This window comes from Mycobacterium sp. GA-0227b, from assembly GCF_001499855.1.
Lineage (GTDB): Bacteria > Actinomycetota > Actinomycetes > Mycobacteriales > Mycobacteriaceae > Mycobacterium.
The window spans coordinates 145,989-163,743 of sequence record NZ_LQIK01000004.1 but is presented as its reverse complement, the minus strand read 5'-3'; the positions used below and the strand labels follow the sequence as shown (position 1 = coordinate 163,743).

17 protein-coding genes are annotated in these 17,755 nt (G+C 67.8%); 4 read left to right on the top strand and 13 right to left on the bottom strand.

All coding sequences use genetic code 11. From position 1 onward, the window contains the following. Window positions 1-91: 91 nt before the first annotated feature. Window positions 92-940 (top strand): SDR family oxidoreductase, encoded by an 849-nt coding sequence (locus AU185_RS05745; protein ID WP_059098991.1) that lies wholly within the window; start codon window positions 92-94, stop codon window positions 938-940. A gap of 6 nt (window positions 941-946) precedes the next feature. Here AU185_RS05745 and AU185_RS05740 read toward each other — a convergent pair whose 3' ends face one another. The 7 genes from AU185_RS05740 to AU185_RS05710 form a co-directional block, all read right to left on the bottom strand. Then, the gene (locus tag AU185_RS05740; protein ID WP_059098992.1) at window positions 947-1,705 is read right to left on the bottom strand and encodes a YqjF family protein; all 759 of its coding nucleotides are present in this window, start codon (window positions 1,703-1,705) and stop codon (window positions 947-949) included. 27 nt (window positions 1,706-1,732) lie between these two features. Continuing rightward, on the bottom strand, window positions 1,733-1,981 hold the full coding sequence (locus AU185_RS05735; protein WP_059098993.1) for a hypothetical protein: 249 nt from the start codon (window positions 1,979-1,981) through the stop codon (window positions 1,733-1,735). Then, window positions 1,978-2,838, bottom strand: coding sequence for an oxygenase MpaB family protein (locus tag AU185_RS05730; RefSeq protein ID WP_059098994.1), 861 nt, complete (start codon window positions 2,836-2,838; stop codon window positions 1,978-1,980). Before AU185_RS05730 ends, AU185_RS05735 begins: the two co-directional genes overlap by 4 nt. After that, window positions 2,835-3,056 carry a hypothetical protein gene (locus AU185_RS05725; RefSeq protein ID WP_231740284.1) on the bottom strand — a complete coding sequence of 74 codons (222 nt, stop codon included), beginning with the start codon at window positions 3,054-3,056 and terminating at the stop codon, window positions 2,835-2,837. The genes AU185_RS05730 and AU185_RS05725 overlap by 4 nt, the downstream gene beginning before the upstream one ends. A gap of 92 nt (window positions 3,057-3,148) precedes the next feature. After that, entirely contained in the window at window positions 3,149-3,985 is an 837-nt protein-coding gene (locus tag AU185_RS05720; protein WP_059098995.1) for an enoyl-CoA hydratase/isomerase family protein, read from the bottom strand. Then, entirely contained in the window at window positions 3,982-4,581 is a 600-nt protein-coding gene (locus AU185_RS05715; RefSeq protein WP_059098996.1) for a TetR/AcrR family transcriptional regulator, read from the bottom strand. The genes AU185_RS05720 and AU185_RS05715 overlap by 4 nt, the downstream gene beginning before the upstream one ends. A 72-nt stretch (window positions 4,582-4,653) precedes the next feature. Next, window positions 4,654-5,412: an SOS response-associated peptidase gene (locus tag AU185_RS05710; RefSeq protein WP_059099085.1), complete on the bottom strand. Its 759-nt coding sequence runs from the start codon at window positions 5,410-5,412 to the stop codon at window positions 4,654-4,656. Between the two features lie 51 nt (window positions 5,413-5,463). Between AU185_RS05710 and aroA the strand changes: the two genes are divergently transcribed. Next, window positions 5,464-6,777: a 3-phosphoshikimate 1-carboxyvinyltransferase gene (aroA, locus tag AU185_RS05705; RefSeq protein WP_231740290.1), complete on the top strand. Its 1,314-nt coding sequence runs from the start codon at window positions 5,464-5,466 to the stop codon at window positions 6,775-6,777. Beyond that, window positions 6,774-7,751, top strand: coding sequence for a ribosome small subunit-dependent GTPase A (rsgA, locus tag AU185_RS05700; RefSeq protein WP_059098998.1), 978 nt, complete (start codon window positions 6,774-6,776; stop codon window positions 7,749-7,751). The genes aroA and rsgA overlap by 4 nt, the downstream gene beginning before the upstream one ends. Window positions 7,752-7,813: 62 nt before the next feature. On the opposite strand, the gene AU185_RS05695 is transcribed toward rsgA, so the two are convergent. The 5 genes from AU185_RS05695 to AU185_RS05675 form a co-directional block, all read right to left on the bottom strand. Then, complete coding sequence (locus AU185_RS05695) at window positions 7,814-9,046, bottom strand: fatty acid desaturase family protein (protein ID WP_059098999.1); 1,233 nt, start codon at window positions 9,044-9,046, stop codon at window positions 7,814-7,816. A 69-nt stretch (window positions 9,047-9,115) separates the two neighbouring features. After that, window positions 9,116-10,252, bottom strand: a complete 1,137-nt coding sequence (locus AU185_RS05690; RefSeq protein ID WP_059099000.1) for a ferredoxin reductase — start codon at window positions 10,250-10,252, stop codon at window positions 9,116-9,118. 63 nt (window positions 10,253-10,315) lie between these two features. Continuing rightward, window positions 10,316-10,816, bottom strand: coding sequence for a DUF6912 family protein (locus AU185_RS05685; RefSeq protein WP_502687791.1), 501 nt, complete (start codon window positions 10,814-10,816; stop codon window positions 10,316-10,318). Between the two features lie 21 nt (window positions 10,817-10,837). Continuing rightward, a complete protein-coding gene (locus AU185_RS05680) occupies window positions 10,838-12,586 on the bottom strand; it encodes a BCCT family transporter (RefSeq protein WP_059099002.1) in 1,749 nt (582 codons plus the stop codon). A 61-nt stretch (window positions 12,587-12,647) separates the two neighbouring features. Then, complete coding sequence (locus AU185_RS05675) at window positions 12,648-14,057, bottom strand: WS/DGAT/MGAT family O-acyltransferase (protein ID WP_059099003.1); 1,410 nt, start codon at window positions 14,055-14,057, stop codon at window positions 12,648-12,650. Between the two features lie 235 nt (window positions 14,058-14,292). On the opposite strand from AU185_RS05675, the gene AU185_RS05670 reads away from it, so the two are divergent. Next, window positions 14,293-14,775 carry an Rv3235 family protein gene (locus tag AU185_RS05670; RefSeq protein ID WP_059099086.1) on the top strand — a complete coding sequence of 161 codons (483 nt, stop codon included), beginning with the start codon at window positions 14,293-14,295 and terminating at the stop codon, window positions 14,773-14,775. Window positions 14,776-14,855: 80 nt separating this feature from the next. On the opposite strand, the gene secA is transcribed toward AU185_RS05670, so the two are convergent. Further along, entirely contained in the window at window positions 14,856-17,714 is a 2,859-nt protein-coding gene (gene secA, locus AU185_RS05665) for a preprotein translocase subunit SecA (RefSeq protein WP_059099004.1), read from the bottom strand. Window positions 17,715-17,755 lie beyond the last annotated feature (41 nt).

Below are 17,755 nucleotides of genomic sequence, written 5' to 3'. Positions count from 1 at the left end.
GGGTTATCGACACGTGTCGAGCGCTGAACGCGTGACAAAAGGTCACACTCGGTCTCGTCGGATGCGCCCGCCCGGCGGTTAGGGTGAGGCCATGTCGCTTTCGGGAAAGACCATGTTCATCTCCGGCGCGAGTCGCGGGATCGGCCTGGCGATCGCCAAGCGGGCGGCTGCCGACGGCGCCAACATCGCATTGATCGCCAAGACCGCCGAACCGCATCCGAAGCTGCCCGGCACCGTTTACACCGCGGCCAAGGAGCTGGAGGACGCCGGCGGGCAGGCGCTGCCCATCGTCGGCGACATCCGCGACGGCGATTCGGTCGCCGCTGCGGTGACCCAGACCGTCGAGCAGTTCGGTGGCATCGACATCTGTGTCAACAACGCCTCGGCGATCAACCTGGGCTCGATCACCGAGGTGCCGCTGAAGCGGTTCGACCTGATGAACGGCATCCAGGTGCGAGGTACGTATGCCGTTTCGCAGGCCTGCATTCCGCACATGGTGGGCCGGGAGAACCCGCACATCCTGACGCTGTCCCCGCCGGTGCGGCTCGAGCCGGAGTGGCTCAAACCGACCGCTTACATGATGGCCAAATACGGGATGTCGTTGTGCGCGTTGGCGATCGCCGAGGAGCTGCGCGACGAGGGCGTCGCCTCCAACACCCTGTGGCCACGGACACTGGTGGCCACGGCCGCGGTGCAGAACCTGCTCGGCGGCGATGAGGCGATGGGGCGTGCGCGGAAGCCCGACGTCTACGCCGACGCCGCGTACGTGATCCTCAACAAGGCCGCCCGCGAGTACACCGGGAACTCGGCGCTGTGCGAGGACGTGCTGCTCGAGTCGGGCGTGACCGACCTGTCGGTATACAACTGCGTGCCCGGCGCCGAACTCGGTGTCGACCTCTGGGTCGACACGCCCAACCCGCCGGGGTACACGGGTCCGTAACGCCGGTCAGGCGACGATGCAGGGGCGCCCGAACCGCGCGCGCACACCGTTCGTGAACAGCGCCCGCAGTCTCGGGCCTGCGGGGATGACACCGGCGGCAGCGACGAGATCGTCGTCGAACTCGGCGATCTCGGCCGCGCACAGTGGCCAGGGGTCGTGTTCGTTGGGCACCCACCAGGTCCTGCCGGCCTTGCGGGTGTGCGCACCCCACCGCGCAGTCAGCCAGACCTCCAGCGGCGTCGGGGTCACTTCGGCTCCGATCCGCACGGCGAGCGTGCTGCGCAGTCCGCGACGAGGCCATCGGCGCACGCTGCGATAGCGCACCCGCTCCCCTGACCGCTCGACGCGCATCCTGGCCCAGGTATACCGAATTCCAAGCGAGATACGAAGGGCCGCAACGACGGCCAGGCGCTCGGCTTCCAGTGACATGAACACGACGCCGTGACGACCGGCGTCATCGACGGAATACAACCGGACGTTGGTCTCGGCGAATGTACCGAAGTACGGGACGCGCAGCGCAGGGCCGAGCGTGGTGCTGCGCATCGTGAAGGCCACCAGCCCGACGTAGGTGAGCCCGTCGGCGAAGACGTCCGGGCGGGTACCAGGTGGAAGAAGATGCGCGACGCCCTCCGGCCGCACCGGCCAGTGCACGAATGTCAGGTCACACCAGAGCTGCTCGGAGATGACGGGGCGGCGCACCGGCGGGGCGACGACGGGATAGCCGGCCAGCCCCGGCTCACGATCTTCGTCGGGACGGCCCGTCATCGCCTCATCGTGGCACTGCTGCCAACCTCACGCCATGCAGAGTTCGACGCCGAGCAGGTTGGCCGGCCAGAACGCCGCGGTGAGCATGAACGCGGCGATGTCCGAGCCCGCCGGTATCCGGGTACGCAGCGCGGTGTCGATCAGCTGCACCTGTTCGGCGTCGAAGAACGCCCACGCCAAACCGATCAGCAGGTAGGGAATCGCCAGCCACATCGCGATCTCGATCATCGCCTCGACGCTGATCCGACGGCTCAGCAAGCGGCGCAGCGTCGTCATACCAGCGCCCGGTGGGTGCGGACCCGGCGGCGCACATCGGCGAGCAGCACGTAGCTGCCGCCTTGCCGGACGAACACCGGCAGGAATCTGTTGACCAAAGCGACTGTCAGAAAGAGCATTTCGAAGAGGAACTGTCTGAAGCCGCTCCACCGTAACCCCATTTGCTCCCGGAACACCGGCGCGAGGAAGCCGGTGGTGAGGAACTTCAGCAGCGGCCGGAACGGCAGCGCCAGCAGCGGGTTGATCATGCGCAGGTTCACCATGTGGAGCAGATAATCTCGCACCCGATCGTCGATCGAAACCCGCTGACATGCGCGCCGCCAATAGTCGTCGAACTCGGCACGGGTCGGCGGCCACTGCTCCTCGGTCACCTGCAACGTGGTACCCAGCGGCCACGCGGAACGGTAGAACTGATCGGCCTGCTCCGGCGTCAGCTCACCGCGCAGCAGCTGATAGGTGTCCTCCAGACCGACGAAAAGGCAAGCAGCGACCCACATCTGCAGATCACGGTCGAACGCGTTGTACCGGACCGGGCTTTCGGCGGTCGACTTGACGTGCCGGTGTGAGGAGTTGACCGCCTCCCGGAACGCGGCGCGGTCGTCGGGCGTGCCGAGCACCGCCACGGCGAGGTACTGGAACGTCGTCCTCGCCCGCTTCCACGGATGCTTGAGCAGATTTCCGGAATCGACCTTGCTCTCGGCGACGCCGTAACCCACCTCCGGCCAGGACAACTGCATGACGACGTTGGCCGCGCCCGCGGCGAAGGCCCAGAAGTCCATCGCCTCCGCGGCGGTGACCGGCTCGGTGTCCCATCGCGCGGTGCGACGGCGCACGGTGATGCGGTAGGGGTCGGTCATGCGAGGCACACCGCCGAGAAGACCATTGCCGGCCAGAACGCGATCGCCGCGATGAGCTGGCCGAGCCACGCAAGGCCCGTACCGTCCAGCTGGTCCAGGTTCAGCGCCGTCCAGCCCACGCCGACGACGAGGTAGGGTGCGGCGAGCATGAGCGCGGTGCCGATCCACTCGGCGACGGTCATCTCGAAGGTCAAGACCTTCCTCACTGCGCTGAGCACGCTCACTCCCTCCACTTTCCCGATGCGGTCACTATGTTAATGACCATTCAGGCGTGAGCAGGTCGATTCGCCGATGTGAAGGCGGCGCGGGTTCACTTCAGCATCGAACGCACGCTCTCGGCGAAGGCGGCGGTGGTGAAGCACGTCGGCTCGGCGAACTCTTCGAGCGTGAGCGCGTCGGCCCAGTCGGCGTCGGCGGCCGCGCGGAGCAGCGGCTTGGCCATCGCGACCGTGTGCGGCGGCATCGCGCAGATGCGCGAGCACCATTCGTCGGCGGCGGCCAGCAGTCGATCGTGTTCGACCACCTCCTGGACCAGACCGAGGCGCTGGGCCTGGCGGGCGTCGATGTGCGCGCCGCGCAGGTAGAACGCGAGCGCCCCCTGATAACCCAGTCGCCGGGTCAACGCCCAACTCGTGCCGACCTCCGGGATCAGCCCCAGCCGGCCGAATGCCGGCACGATTACGGCACGCTCGCTGGCGATCACGAGATCACATGTCAGCGCCCAGGCCAGCCCGACGCCGGCCGCCGCTCCGTTGAGTGCCGCCACGAAGATCGTGTCCGATCCGGCGATCAGCCTCGCGATGCCGCCGAATTCGCGGCGGATCCAGCGCCAGACGTCGGCTGTGCCCTCGGGCGCGTCGAGCTGGCCGATCGCCGCATCCATCATCTGCAGATCGCCTCCAGCGCTGAAACCAGGGTCCGCACCGGTGAGCACGACAGCGCGCACGTCGGGGTCGGCGTCCAGTTCGACGAGCGCGGACCGCAACTGCCGCACCAGTGGGGCCGACAGCACGTTGAGCCGCTGCGGTTCGTCGAGCGTGACCACCGCTCTGTCGTCACTGCGCTCGACGCGCAACCGCACCGGCGCGTCGACGTCGTCGCCGGCGGCGACCATCGTCCGGTACAGCGAATCGGCCCTGTCGGTCATGGCACATCCTCCTCGATGTTGTTGGCGCGCAACGCCGCCCATGCGGCATCCGCGAAGATCTCAACCGTTGCCGAAGGCATCCGCTTCGCCGGTCCGGCGACCCAGTGCCGGCTGTACTCCTGGGCTGGGCCGAGCCACAGGGCGGCCGTCACCCCGTCCCGCATCGGCTGTAGCGCCCCGTAGCTGTGATGCGGGCGCCACCAGTCGCGGACCGCGGCGAAGAACCCGTCGTTGCGCTCGCGAAGTTCGAGACTGTCGAGCCGGGGGCCGAGGAGGAAGGCCGCCTCGCCGCGATGAGCGGCCACCCACCGCAGGTGATGGGCGACCCCGCCGCGAATGCCGCCTTCGGCGGTGTCATGCCGGCGCAACATCGCGACGAAACCCTCCTGGTACTCGCCGAGTGTCTGGGCGAACACCGCGGTCGCCAGCGAAAGCTTGTCCGGGAAGTGGTGATACAGCGCGCCGACGCTGACACCCGCCTCGCGACGCACCTCGTCCAGCGTGGCCGACAACGCACCGTCAGCCGCGAACCGGCGCCGCGCGACGTCGAGCAGTCGGGTCCGCGCATCGGGTCCGGCCCGGTTCCTCGAGGGCACGAGGATTACTCTATCTGTACCGAGGAATCCTCTGTCAAGTGTGACTGCGCCTGAGCGCGGCGCCCGGGACCGTCAGAGCAGGGTGCCCTGCTCGGCCTGCGGTTCCACCGGCTCGATCAGCTCAGGACCGTTGTTGCGAACGTTGTTCACCAGCCGGGAGACCTCCCGGACCTCGATGCGGTCCAGGTCGCCGTGGCCGCGCAGCAGGCCTTCGTCGATCGGCGCGTCGGGGTCCAGCCAGCGGTCCCAGTCGCGTGCGCTGACGGTCAGCGGCATCCGGTCGTGGATCTCGGCGAGCGGACCGGCGGCGTCGGTGGTGATGATGGTGCAGCTCAGCAACGGCGGGGCATCCTTGGGGCCGTCCTTGGGCCGCCACGTCGACCACAACCCCGCCATGAACAGTGGCTCGCCGTCGCCGGCGTACATGAAGAAGGGAATCTTCGCCCCCTTCCCTTCGCCTTTCTTCTGCCACTCGTACCAGCCGTCCATCGGAACCAGGCAGCGCTTGCTCTTGGCCGAGCTGCGGAACACCGGCGAGGTGGTCAGCTTGTCGGAGCGGGCGTTGATCAACAGTGGCCCCTTGGTCTCCGGGCCGCCCTCTTCGGTGGACTTGGCCCACGGCGGCACCAGCCCCCAGCGCATCGACCGCAGCCGCCGGGTGGCGTCGTCGTCGGGTTCGGTGTGCCGCTTGACCACGGTGCTGATCGTGGTGGTCGGGGCGACGTTGTAGTTGGGTCGCGTCGGCTCCTTACCGGAGGTCGTTTCGTCGATCGCCTTGATTTTCTCGGCCAGCAGCGCCGGGTCGGTGGTCACCGCGAAACGTCCACACATGAATCCCATGGTGGCACGCGAAGCCGACAAGGGAAGATGGGAGCCGTGAGCGTGCGCGGAGACCGAGAGCCGGCGGCCTGGCCGGCCCCGTCGACGTCGAGTCCGGTGGATGCGACGGTCACCGTGCCGGGCTCCAAGTCGCAGACGAACCGGGCGTTGGTGCTGGCCGCGCTGGCCACCGCGAACGGTGAGTCGACGATCAGCGGCGCGCTGCGCAGCCGCGACACCGACCTGATGGTCGGCGCGCTGCAGGCGCTCGGCGTGACGGTCGGCGGCGGGGGCGACGAGCTGAGCGTCGGCGGAGAACTCGCGCCGCCCGACGGAGCGTGCATCGACTGCGGGCTGGCGGGCACGGTGCTGCGGTTCGTTCCGCCCGTCGCCGCCCTGAGCAGCGCGACGGTGACGTTTGACGGCGACGAGCAGGCCCGCGCCCGCCCGATCACGCCGCTGCTCGACGCGCTACGCGGCCTCGGGGTCGACATCGACGGCGACGGCCTGCCGTTCGCCGTGCGCGGCGCCGGCGCGGTCGCCGGAGGCACCGTCGAGATCGACGCGTCAGCGTCCTCGCAGTTCGTCTCGGGCCTGCTGCTCTCCGGTGCGGGGTTCAGCGACGGACTGACGATCGTGCACACCGGTGAGTCGGTGCCGTCGGCGCCGCATGTGGCGATGACAGTCGCGATGCTGCGCGACGCCGGCGTCCACGTCGACGACAGCGAGCCCAACAGGTGGCGGGTGGCGCCGGGGCCGGTCGCCGCCCGGCGCTGGGTCATCGAGCCCGACCTGTCCAACGCGGTGCCGTTCCTCGCCGCGGCCGTGGTCAGCGGCGGTACCGTCCGGCTGACCGGGTGGCCGCGGGTCAGCACACAACCGGCCGAGGTGATCATCGCGATCCTGAAGAAGCTGGGAACGGTTGTCCACCACGCAGACTCGTACCTCGAAGTGCACGGCGCCCAGGTCTACGACGGCATCGACGTCGACCTGCACGAGGTCGGTGAACTGACACCGGCGGTTGCGGCGCTCGCCGCGCTGGCCTCCCCCGGCTCGGTGTCGAAACTGTCGGGTGTCGCGCATCTGCGCGGACACGAAACCGACCGGTTGGCCGCGCTGTCGACCGAGATCAACGCCCTCGGCGGAGATTGCGAGGAGACGGCCGACGGGCTGATGATCACCGCCCGACCGCTGCACGGCGGCCTGTGGCACTCGTACGCCGACCATCGGATGGCCACCGCGGGAGCCATTGTGGGACTTCGGGTTCCCGGTGTCGCGGTGGAGGACATCGAGACCACCGCCAAGACACTGCCCGGCTTCCCGCAGCTCTGGGCCGACATGCTGGCCGGACAGGCGACGGAGGTCGACCCGGCTTGAGTCGGCGCGAGTACGACGAGTCCGATGTCCGGGTGCGACCCGGCCGGGGCTCTCGGCCGCGGACCAAGATTCGGCCCGACCACGCCGACGCGCAGGAGGCGATGGTGGTGACCGTCGACCGGGGACGGTGGGGCTGCGCGCTCGGCGGCGACCCGGACCGCCGGGTCATCGCGATGCGGGCGCGGGAGTTGGGCCGCACGCCGATCGTCGTCGGCGACGAGGTCGGGATCGTCGGCGATCTGTCGGGCCGGCCCGACACGCTGGCCCGCATCGTGCGGCGCGGTGCACGACGAACAGTGTTGCGCCGCACGGCCGATGACACCGATCCCAGCGAGCGGGTCGTCGTCGCCAACGCCGACCAGTTGTTGATCGTCGTCGCGCTCGCCGACCCGCCGCCGCGTGCCGGCCTGGTGGAGCGCGCGCTGATCGCCGCCTACGCCGGCGGGCTCGAGCCGATCCTGTGCCTGACCAAGACGGATCTCGCTTCGCCCGAACCGTTCGCGGCGCAGTTCGCCGACCTCGATCTGACGGTCACCACCGCGGGCCGCGACGACCCGCTCGACGTGGTCGCCCCGCTACTGGTCGACCGGGTCACCGTGCTGCTCGGCCACTCCGGGGTCGGAAAGTCGACGTTGGTGAATCGCCTTGTGCCGCAAGCCGAACGGGCTACCGGAGAGGTCACCGACGTCGGCAAGGGCAGGCATACCTCGACACAGTCGGTGGCGCTGCCGCTGAGCTTGGGGGGTTGGGTGATCGATACGCCGGGCATCCGGTCGTTCGGGTTGGCCCACATCGAACCCGACGACGTGCTGCTGGCCTTCTCCGACCTGGCCGAGGCGATCAAGGACTGTCCGCGCGGCTGCGGGCACATGGGTCCGCCCGCCGATCCCGAATGCGCCCTCGACGCGCTGAGCGGCCCGGCGGTCGGCCGTGTCGGCGCGGCCCGGCGACTGCTGTCCGCGCTCCACTCGTAGGTCGTCCCGACACAATGTCGCGCTGAGAGCGTCGTCGTGGCTATATATGCGCGGTGACGCTCTCAGACTGACGTTGTGGTACGACGCACGCGACGGCGGGCCCGCGCGGCAGCGATCGCCGACTTCAGCCCACGCCGCTGACCCGGCTCCAACTCGGCGAACATCCGCTCGCTGCGGGTCTCCGGCGCATCGTCGCGGGTGTCGGTCAGGTACTTGTCCGGCAGCGACAGCTTGGCGATGGTCCGCCAGGCCTTGCCGTACTGCAGCAGGAACGAACCCGTCGTGTACGGCAGGTCGTACTTGTCGCACAACTGGCGCACCCGGATCGAGATCTCGTAATACCGGTTGCTCGGCAGATCGGGAAACAGGTGGTGTTCGATCTGATGGCACAGGTTGCCGCTCATGAACCGCAGCACCGGGCCGTTCTCGAAGTTGGCGCTGCCCAGCATCTGACGCAGGTACCACTGGCCCTTGGTCTCACCGACCATGTCGGTCTTGGTGAATTTCTCTGCACCGTCCGGAAAGTGGCCGCAGAAGATCACGGCGTTCGCCCACACGTTGCGGATGATGTTGGCGACCGCGTTGGCCTTCATCGTCGACTTGAACGACGCACCGGGCGACAACGAGGTCAGCGCCGGGTAGACGACGTAGTCCTTGGCCACCTGGTTGCCCGCCTTGACGCCGAACTCCCGTAGCCGCACGAACGTGGCCTTGCGGTCGTCGCGACCCTTGAAGATCTTGCCGATCTCCAAGTGCTGCAGTCCGACTCCCCATTCGAACAGCGCCATCAAGACCGTGTTGAACACCAGGTTCAACAGGTTCATGGGCTTCCATTTGGTGTCCCGGGTGACGCGGATCAGGCCGTAGCCCACATCGTCGTCCATGCCCAGGATGTTCGTGTACTTGTGGTGCATGAAGTTGTGGGTGAAGCGCCAGTGCTTGGACGCTCCGCTCATGTCCCACTCCCACGTCGAGGAATGGATCTCGGGATCGTTCATCCAATCCCATTGGCCGTGCATGACGTTGTGGCCGATCTCCATGTTCTCGATGATCTTGGCCACGCCGAGCGTGACGGTGCCGGCCCACCACGCCGAGCGACGATTGCTTGCGGCCAGCATCAGTCGCGCGGCCACCTCCAGCGCACGCTGGGCCGCGATGGTGCGGCGGATGTAGCGGGCGTCGCGCTCACCGCGGGAGTCTTCGATGTCCTGGCGGATCGCATCCAATTCCACGGCCAGGCTCTCGATGTCCGCCTCGGTCAGATGCGCGAATTCGGGAACGTCAGTGATTGCCACCGTCAAGCCTCCTCTCGCATGCCTACGCTAACGTAACCTACGTACCCGTAGGTTACCAGCCAGTAAACCTCAGACATCGAGCACGCAATCGCCCGATGCTGCGGAGATACACGTCTGTATCCGCGACCCCGGCTCGCGCTCGTCGCCCGTGCGCAAGTCGCGAACATGCCCCTCGACCAGGCCCACCACACACGACTGGCAGATACCCATCCGGCAGCCGAACGGCATCCGGATGCCCACCTGCTCGCCGGCATCCATCAACGGCGTCGCGGCGTCCACGGTGACCGTCTTGCCGCTCCGCGCGAACTCGACCGTGCCGCCCTGCCCGTGCACGGCGGCCTTGGACACCGCAAAGCGCTCGAGGTGCAACCGGTCTTCGAGGCCGGCCGCCGACCACGCCCGCTGGGCGGCGTCGAGCATGCCCGCCGGACCACACGCCCACGTCTGGCGCTCCCGCCAGTCGGGCACCTGGTCATCCAGCCGCGAGACGTCCAGCCGGCCTTGTGTGCGCGTCGAGCGCAGCCGCAACTCATAGCCGTCATGCGCACGGGCCAGCTCACCCAGCTCACCGGCGAACATGACCTCCGATTCCGTTGGCGCCGAATGCAAATGGACGATGTCGGTGATCTGGTCGCGGCGAGCCAAGGTGCGAAGCATCGACATCACCGGCGTGATGCCGGAGCCGCCGGTGAGGAACAACACCTTCGCCGGTGCCGGGTCGGGCATCACGAAGTTGCCCTGGGGCGCGGCCAACCGCACGATCGTGCCCGGTGCGAGCCCCTCGACGAGATGCGTCGACAGGAACCCCTCCGGCATCGCCTTGACCGTGATCGTGATCGTGCGGGTGGTTCGCGACGGCGTCGAGGTCAGCGAGTACGACCGCCACCGCCAGCGGCCTTCGATCTGCACACCGATCCCGATGTACTGGCCGGGGCGGTAGTCGAACGTGAAGCCCCACCCGGGCTTGATGACCAACGTCGCCGAGTCCTCGGTCTCCCGGCGGACGTCGAGCACCCGCCCGCGCAGCTCGCGCGCCGACCAGAGCGGGTTGGCGAGCTTGAGGTAATCGTCGGGCAGCAGCGGCGTCGTGATACGCCCGGCAATGGTTCGCAAGGCGTTCAGTCCCGGATGCTGCTTGGCCCCGGCGACGGTCGGCCGCACCGTATCGGCGACATTGGCCGAGACCTTGACGTAGTTCTTGGCCATGAACCTACGGTACCGTAACCTACGCCTCCGTACCTACTTTACCCCCGTGAACAGCTGAAACGTTCAGAGCAGCTCGAGCAGGAACGGTAGTTCCTGCGGCGCGTACCAGGCCAGGTCGTGGTCCTGGGCGTCACCGACGACGAAGTCCGCATCCTCATCGCCAAGGTCCGCCTCGTCGACGGCCTCGATCGCGGGCAGGACCGCGGACTCGGCTTCGGCGTTGTCCACATATGCGGCGATGACGTCGTCGAATGCGAGCGGACCGGGCAGCCGCACCACGGCGTCGTCGAGATCGGGCCGGGGTATCGCCCCGTCGACCTCCGCCTCCACCACCGCGCGCCGCGGCGGCAGGCCGGACGTGCCTTCGCCGGCGAGCAAGCGCAGCGAGGCCAGCGCGGCTTCCCGTCGCGCCACCTCGGCGAGTTCGTCGTCGTCGCCCTCGGCGTAGGACTCGCGCAGCGCGGGCGTCACCGCGAACGCGGTGCCGCTGCGGGCGTACAGCGTCCGGTCGGCGACGAGCTGCTGCAGCATGGCCAGGGTCGCCGGGATGTACACGCGCACCAGGCGAGATTAGCCGGTCGGGAACTACTGGGATTTGCCGCTCGCGGGATCCTTCTCCACCGAGATGATGAAGTCGTCGCCGTGTTGTATGACACCGTGGATGACGGCGGTGTCGACGGCCTCCGCCGCGTACTCCCTGCGGACCATCAGCGGGTCACGGCGTAGATCCTTCACCAACGCCACCGCCATACCGACCATCACGAGCACGAACGGCAGCGCAACGATGATCGTGATGGTCTGCAAGCCGGTCAGGGCGTCCTCCCCGCCGACCAACAACATCACCGCCGCGACGGCGCCGGTCGCGACGCCCCAGAAGATCACCGTCGATCTGCTGGGTTTGATCGTGCCGTGCTGGGACAGCGAACCCATCACCACCGACGCGGCGTCCGCACCGGAGACGAAGAAGATCGCCACCAGCACCATCACCACCACGCTGGCGACGGTGGCGACGGGGTACTGCTCGAGCAGGCCGAACAGCTGCGCCTCGATGCTGCCCTCCCCCGCGAGGTCGACGCCGCCCTGCTGTTCTCTGATCGCCGAGCCGCCGAACACCGCGAACCACACCAGCGACACCAGGCTCGGCACCAGCAGCACACCCGTGACGAACTGACGAATGGTGCGGCCCCGCGAGATTCGTGCGATGAACATGCCGACGAACGGCGTCCACGACACCCACCAGGCCCAGTAGAAGATCGTCCAGGACTGCAGCCATTGGTTGACCTCGGCGCCCTCTGCACCCGTGCGCGCCGACATCATCGCGAGGTCGGCCAGATAGCTGCCCATCGATGTCGGCAGCAGGTTGAGGATGAAAACCGTTGGGCCCACCACGAATACGAATACGGCCAGCAGCACCGCCAGGACCATGTTGATGTTGGACAGCCACTGGATGCCGCGCGCGACCCCCGATACCGCCGACAACACGAAGGCCACCGTGAGCACCGCGATGATCATGACGAGGACGGCGTTTCCGGCTTCCCCGATGCCGCCGACGATCTGCAGACCACTGCGAATCTGCAACGCGCCCAAGCCCAGCGAGGCGGCCGAACCGAACAGCGTGGCGAAGATCGCAAGCATGTCGATGACCTTGCCCCACCGCCCGTTCGCGCGGGAGCCCAGCAGAGGCTCGAAGGCCGCGCTGATCAGCTGCCGCCGGCCTTTGCGGTAGACGCCGTAGCTGATCGCCAGGCCGACGACCGCGTAGATGGCCCACGGGTGCAGCGTCCAGTGGAACAACGTGGTGGCCATCGCGGTCTGCACGGCCTCGGGATCGCCCTGCCGGCCGGTGCCGGGCGGCGGCGACGCGAAGTGCGACAGCGGTTCGGCCACCCCGAAGAACATCAAGCCGATACCCATGCCGGCACTGAACATCATCGCGACCCACGACACCCCGTTGAATTCGGGCTCCTCGTCGTCGCGGCCCAGCGGAATCGCGCCGTAGCGGCCGACCGCCAGCCACAGGATGAAGACCACGAACCCCGAGGCCGTCAGCACGAACAACCATCCCGTGTTGTTCATCACCCATGTCAGGGCGCTGTCCGACGCGGTGGCCAGGGTTCGCGTGCTGAGGAAGCCCCACACCAGAAACGCGATCGCGACGACCGCGGTGACGCCGAAGACGATCCAGTCCACTCCGCGCGAGCGGGTGATGGCCTCCTCTTCGATCGGCTGATCGAGCACGGGATGGGGGACTACATCCTCCGTGGGCGACTTGAACGCCCGCCGCGTCGCTGCTTTGACTTTTCCGGTCGTCTCGTTCTCGGCACTGGTGGTCATGGTGAGCCAATTCGACCCCGGTGGCGGTGAGCGAGTCAATCCCGCAAAGGCGACAACTGGGTCACTGAGCGGCCTCTAGCAGTTCTTCCAGCGATTCTCGCAGCAGGCTCGGCAAAACGTCGACGTCGCTCATCGCGTCGCGATCGGCATTGATTCCGAAGTAGACCATGCCGTTGTAGGACGTCACCCCGAGCGCCAGTACCTGGTTGGCCAGCAAAGGCGGCACGGCGTAAGTCTCCAGCAGCTTGGTGCCGGCGATGTACATCTGATGCTGTGCGCCCGGCACGTTGGTGATCAGGAGGTTGAACTGGCGGGCCGAGAACGTCGTCGCGACGCGGATGCCCATCGCGTGCAGGGTCGGCGGCGCGAATCCCGACAGGGTCACGATGGTCCTGGCGTCGACCAGGCTGGCGGCGGTGGACGCCGATTCGGTGGTGTGCGCGATCTGAGAGAGCCGCACCACGGGGTTGGCCTCGCCCACGGGCAGGTCCACGAGGAACGGCGACACCTCGCTGATGGCCTGGCCGGGACCGGCCGCGTCGAGTTCGGCGTCGGGATACACCGACATCGGCGCCATCGCGCGCACCCTCGTCGTGGCGGTCACCGGCTCACCGCGGCTCATCAGCCAGTTGCGCAATGCGCCGGCCACCACGGCCAGCACAACGTCGTTGACATCGCAGTCGTAACGGGCCCGCACCGTGCGAAAGTCCTCGAGTCGTCCGCTGGCCACCGTGAGCCGGCGGTTGCGTGAGACGGTGGTGTTGAGCGGGCTGCTCGGCGCGGTGCCGCGCGCGACCGTACGGACCACCTCGACGAACCGGCGCCCCATATCGACCAACTGGCCCGCGTTGGTTGCGACGTCGACGACGGCGGAGCGCAGCGCACCGAACTGGTCGGCCGGGCGCATGATCCACTCGCCGACGGCGCCGAGCAACAACTGCCGATCGCTGGGCTCGCGCAACGGGATCCAGATGTCCTCGCCGAACTCCGGCGGCTTCTGGGTGCGGTCGGCGATGACGTGCCCGATCTCCAGCGCGGTCATCCCGTTCACCAACGCCTGATGTGACTTGGTGTAGAGCGCGATGCGGTTCTTGGCCAGGCCCTCGATCAGGTACATCTCCCACAGCGGCCGGGACTTGTCCAGCGGCCGCGACCCCAGCCGGGCGATGAGCTCGTGCAACTGGGCGTCGCTGCCCGGCGACGGCAACGCCGATCGGCGGATGTGATAGGTGATGTCGAAATCACGGTCGTCCACCCACACCGGCCGCGCCAGGCCGAGCGTGACCTCGCGGACCTTCTGGCGGTAGCGCGGAATCTGCGGCAGCCGTTGTTCGACCGTGGCGAGCAATGTTTCATAACTCAAGCCGCCGCGAGGTTTCCGCAGAATCGCCAGTGACCCCACGTACATCGGCGTCGACGTGTTCTCCAGGTGATAGAACGACGCGTCTGCTGCCGACAACCGGGTGACCATCGCGACGCCGCTCCTCCCCTGTGGTCCGCGTGAAAAGACCCCGCCACGCTATAGCCCGACCCCGGGGGTGCGCATCACGGGTGCGCCGGACCTCCTGCGAACCGTGCGATCATGATGGGGTCTGCGACTCTCCAGTGGACGCGTCCCATCTCGTCGACTTGCTGGAGAAGTTGTGGTGCCACCATCGCGTACCCCCGCCGGGGAAGCTCCATCCGCCCGACGGGCAGGGGTCCGAATCGGGGTCATCGAGCCCGTCGTCGACTGCGAACCCGCGCCCGTGGGAATCGGCGCCTGTCCGCCGCCGATGCCGAAAGCCCTGCGCCGCAGGCAGTCTGGCGGGCCCGGTGGGCGGGCGGTGCATCCGCAGCGGCCGGTACCGATTGCGCCCGTCCGGGAACCCGCCCCGTCGCGAGCCGCGGTCGCCTTCGCCGACGCGGCGTTGCGCCGGGTGCTCGAGGTGATCGACCGGCGTCGCCCGGTGGCCCAGTTGCGACCGCTGCTGGCGCCCGCGCTGATCGAAACGGTGCTCGCGATGACCCGTTGCCCGCATTCGGCGGCCGCCACGCTGCGCCGTATCCGGTTGCGCATGGTCGATGACGGAGGCCCGGCCGCCGAAGTGTTCGGCACCTACAGCCGCGGGCAGCGCATTCGGGCGATCGCGGCGCGGATCGCGCTCGAGGGCGACCGCTGGCGCATTGTCGCGCTGCAGATCGGTTGAGCGCCATGTTCTCAGCCGCCGAGTCTGAGCCTGTGCACGAGGTTTCATCGGTTTCTCGAGCACAAGCTCAGTTTCGAGACTTAACGCCTGCGCATCGCCTTCTCTTCGCGGGCCCGCTGGCGTTCGGCTTGGCGGCGCTCCTTGCGGCTGCCGCCACCGACCGGACGCCGCGGTGCGCCGCCGCCGTTGTCCGAACGCTGCACCTGTGCCGAACCGTCCTCCGACGGCCCGCTGTAGGTCAGCGGTCGTGATTCGTCGCCGATTCCCTTGGCGCGCAGGGCCGCCGGCTGAGCCGGCGATCCAGCTCCAGCAGGGACCGGCCGCTCCTTGGTCGCGACGCTTCCCTGGCCGCCGTCCTGCGCTTGAGCGGCGGCAGCCTCGGCGAACTCAGTCAGTCCGGCCGGTGTGGCGACCGGGGCGACCGTCGGCTGCGGCGCGGGTTCGACCGCGACGTTGAACAGGAAGCCGACCGACTCCTCCTTGAGGCCCTCGAGCATGCCGATGAACATGTCGTAGCCTTCGCGCTGGTATTCGACGAGCGGATCGCGCTGCGCCATCGCGCGCAGGCCGATGCCCTCCTTGAGGTAGTCCATCTCGTAGAGGTGTTCGCGCCACTTGCGGTCCAGCACGTTGAGCAGCACATTGCGCTCCAGCTGGCGCATCGCCCCCTCGCCGGCGATCGCCTCGATCTGCTTCTCCCGCTCGGCGTAGGCACGGTCGGCGTCGGCGATCAGTGCTTCGAGCAGTTCCTCGCGGGTCAGCTCGCCGGGCTCACCGATTGCATCGGAGTCGATCAGGTCGTGGTGGTCGATGCCGACCGGGTAGAGCTGTTTGAGCGCGGTCCAGAGCTGCTCGAGGTCCCAGTCCTCGGCGTAGCCCTCGGCGGTCGCTCCGTCGACGTACGCGGTGATCACGTCGACGAGCATCTTGCGGGCCTGCTCGGCCAGGTTCTCCCCCTCGAGGATGCGCCGCCGCTCGTCGTAGATGACCATGCGCTGCTGGTTCATCACCTCGTCGTACTTGAGGACGTTCTTGCGGACCTCGAAGTTCTGCTGCTCGACCTGGGTCTGCGCGCTCTTGATCGCGCGGGTGACCATCTTCGCCTCGATCGGCACGTCGTCGGGCAGGTTCAGCCGGGTCAGCAGCGCCTCCAGCGTCGCGCCGTTGAACCGTCGCATGAGCTCGTCGCCCAGCGACAGGTAGAACCGCGACTCGCCCGGATCGCCCTGGCGGCCCGAGCGGCCGCGTAGCTGGTTGTCGATGCGCCGCGATTCGTGTCGTTCGGTGCCCAGCACGTAGAGGCCGCCCGCGGCGATGACGTCTTCGGCCTCCTGCGCACATTCGCCCTTGACCTGGGACAGCATCTCGTGCCAGCCCTTTTCGTATTCCTCGGGCGTTTCGACGGGGTCCAGGCCGCGTTCGCGCAGCCGCTTGTCGGTCAGGAAGTCCGGGTTGCCGCCGAGCACGATGTCGGTGCCGCGGCCCGCCATGTTGGTGGCGACGGTGATCGCGCCCAGCCGGCCGGCCTCGGCGATGATCGACGCCTCCTGCTCGTGGTACTTCGCGTTGAGCACGTTGTGCGGGATGCGACGCTTGGTGAACTGGCGCGACAGGTACTCCGAGCGTTCCACGCTGGTGGTGCCGATCAGCACCGGTTGGCCCTTCTCGTACCGTTCGGCGACGTCGTCGACGACCGCGATGTACTTGGCCTCTTCGGTCTTGTAGATCAGGTCGGACTGATCGGCGCGGATCATCGGCTTGTTGGTCGGAATCGGTACGACGCCGAGCTTGTAGATCTCGTGCAGTTCGGCCGCCTCGGTCTGGGCGGTGCCGGTCATGCCTGCGAGCTTGTCGTAGAGCCGGAAGTAGTTCTGCAGCGTGATCGTGGCCAGCGTCTGGTTCTCGGCCTTGATCTCGACGTGCTCCTTGGCCTCGATGGCCTGGTGCATGCCCTCGTTGTAGCGGCGGCCGACCAGTACGCGGCCGGTGAACTCGTCGACGATGAGCACCTCGCCGTCGCGCACGATGTAGTCCTTGTCGCGCTGGAACAGTTCCTTGGCCTTCAGCGCATTGTTGAGGTAGCTGACCAGCGGCGAGTTGGCGGCCTCATACAGGTTGTCGATGCCGAGTTGGTCTTCGACGAACTCGACGCCCAGTTCGTGCACGCCGACGGTGCGTTTGCGGATGTCGACCTCGTAGTGGACGTCCTTCTCCATCAGCGGGGCCAGGCGCGCGAACTCGGTGTACCAGTTCGACGCGCCGTCGGCCGGGCCGGAGATGATCAGCGGGGTGCGGGCCTCGTCGATCAGGATGGAGTCGACCTCGTCGACGATCGCGAAGTTGTGGCCGCGCTGGACCAGGTCGGCAAGGGAGTGCGCCATGTTGTCGCGCAGATAGTCGAAGCCGAACTCGTTGTTCGTGCCGTACGTGATGTCGGCGCCGTAGGCGGTCCGCCGCTGGTCCGGGGTCATCTGCGCCAGGATCACGCCGACCTCCAGGCCGAGGAACCGGTGCACACGTCCCATCCACTCGGCATCGCGCCGGGCCAGGTAGTCGTTCACGGTGACGATGTGCACGCCCTTGCCCGACAGCGCGTTGAGGTAGGCGGGCAACACGCTGGTGAGGGTCTTGCCTTCACCGGTCTTCATCTCCGCGACGTTTCCGAAGTGCAGTGCCGCGCCGCCCATCAACTGCACCTTGAACGGCTTCTGATTCAGCACGCGCCAAGCCGCCTCGCGGGCGACGGCGAACGCCTCGGGTAGCAGGTCATCGAGGCTCGTGCCGTCGTCGACGCGCTTCTTGAACTCGGCGGTCTTGGCCCGCAGCTCGGCGTCGGTCAGCTTCTCGATATCGCCTTCCAGGGAGTCGACGTAGTCGGCCACTCCATTGAGGCGCTTGACCATGCGGCCCTCGCCGAGACGCAGCAACTTTTGCAGCACGCTAGTTCCCCTATGGGTTGAAAGTCTTGAGCTCAACCCAT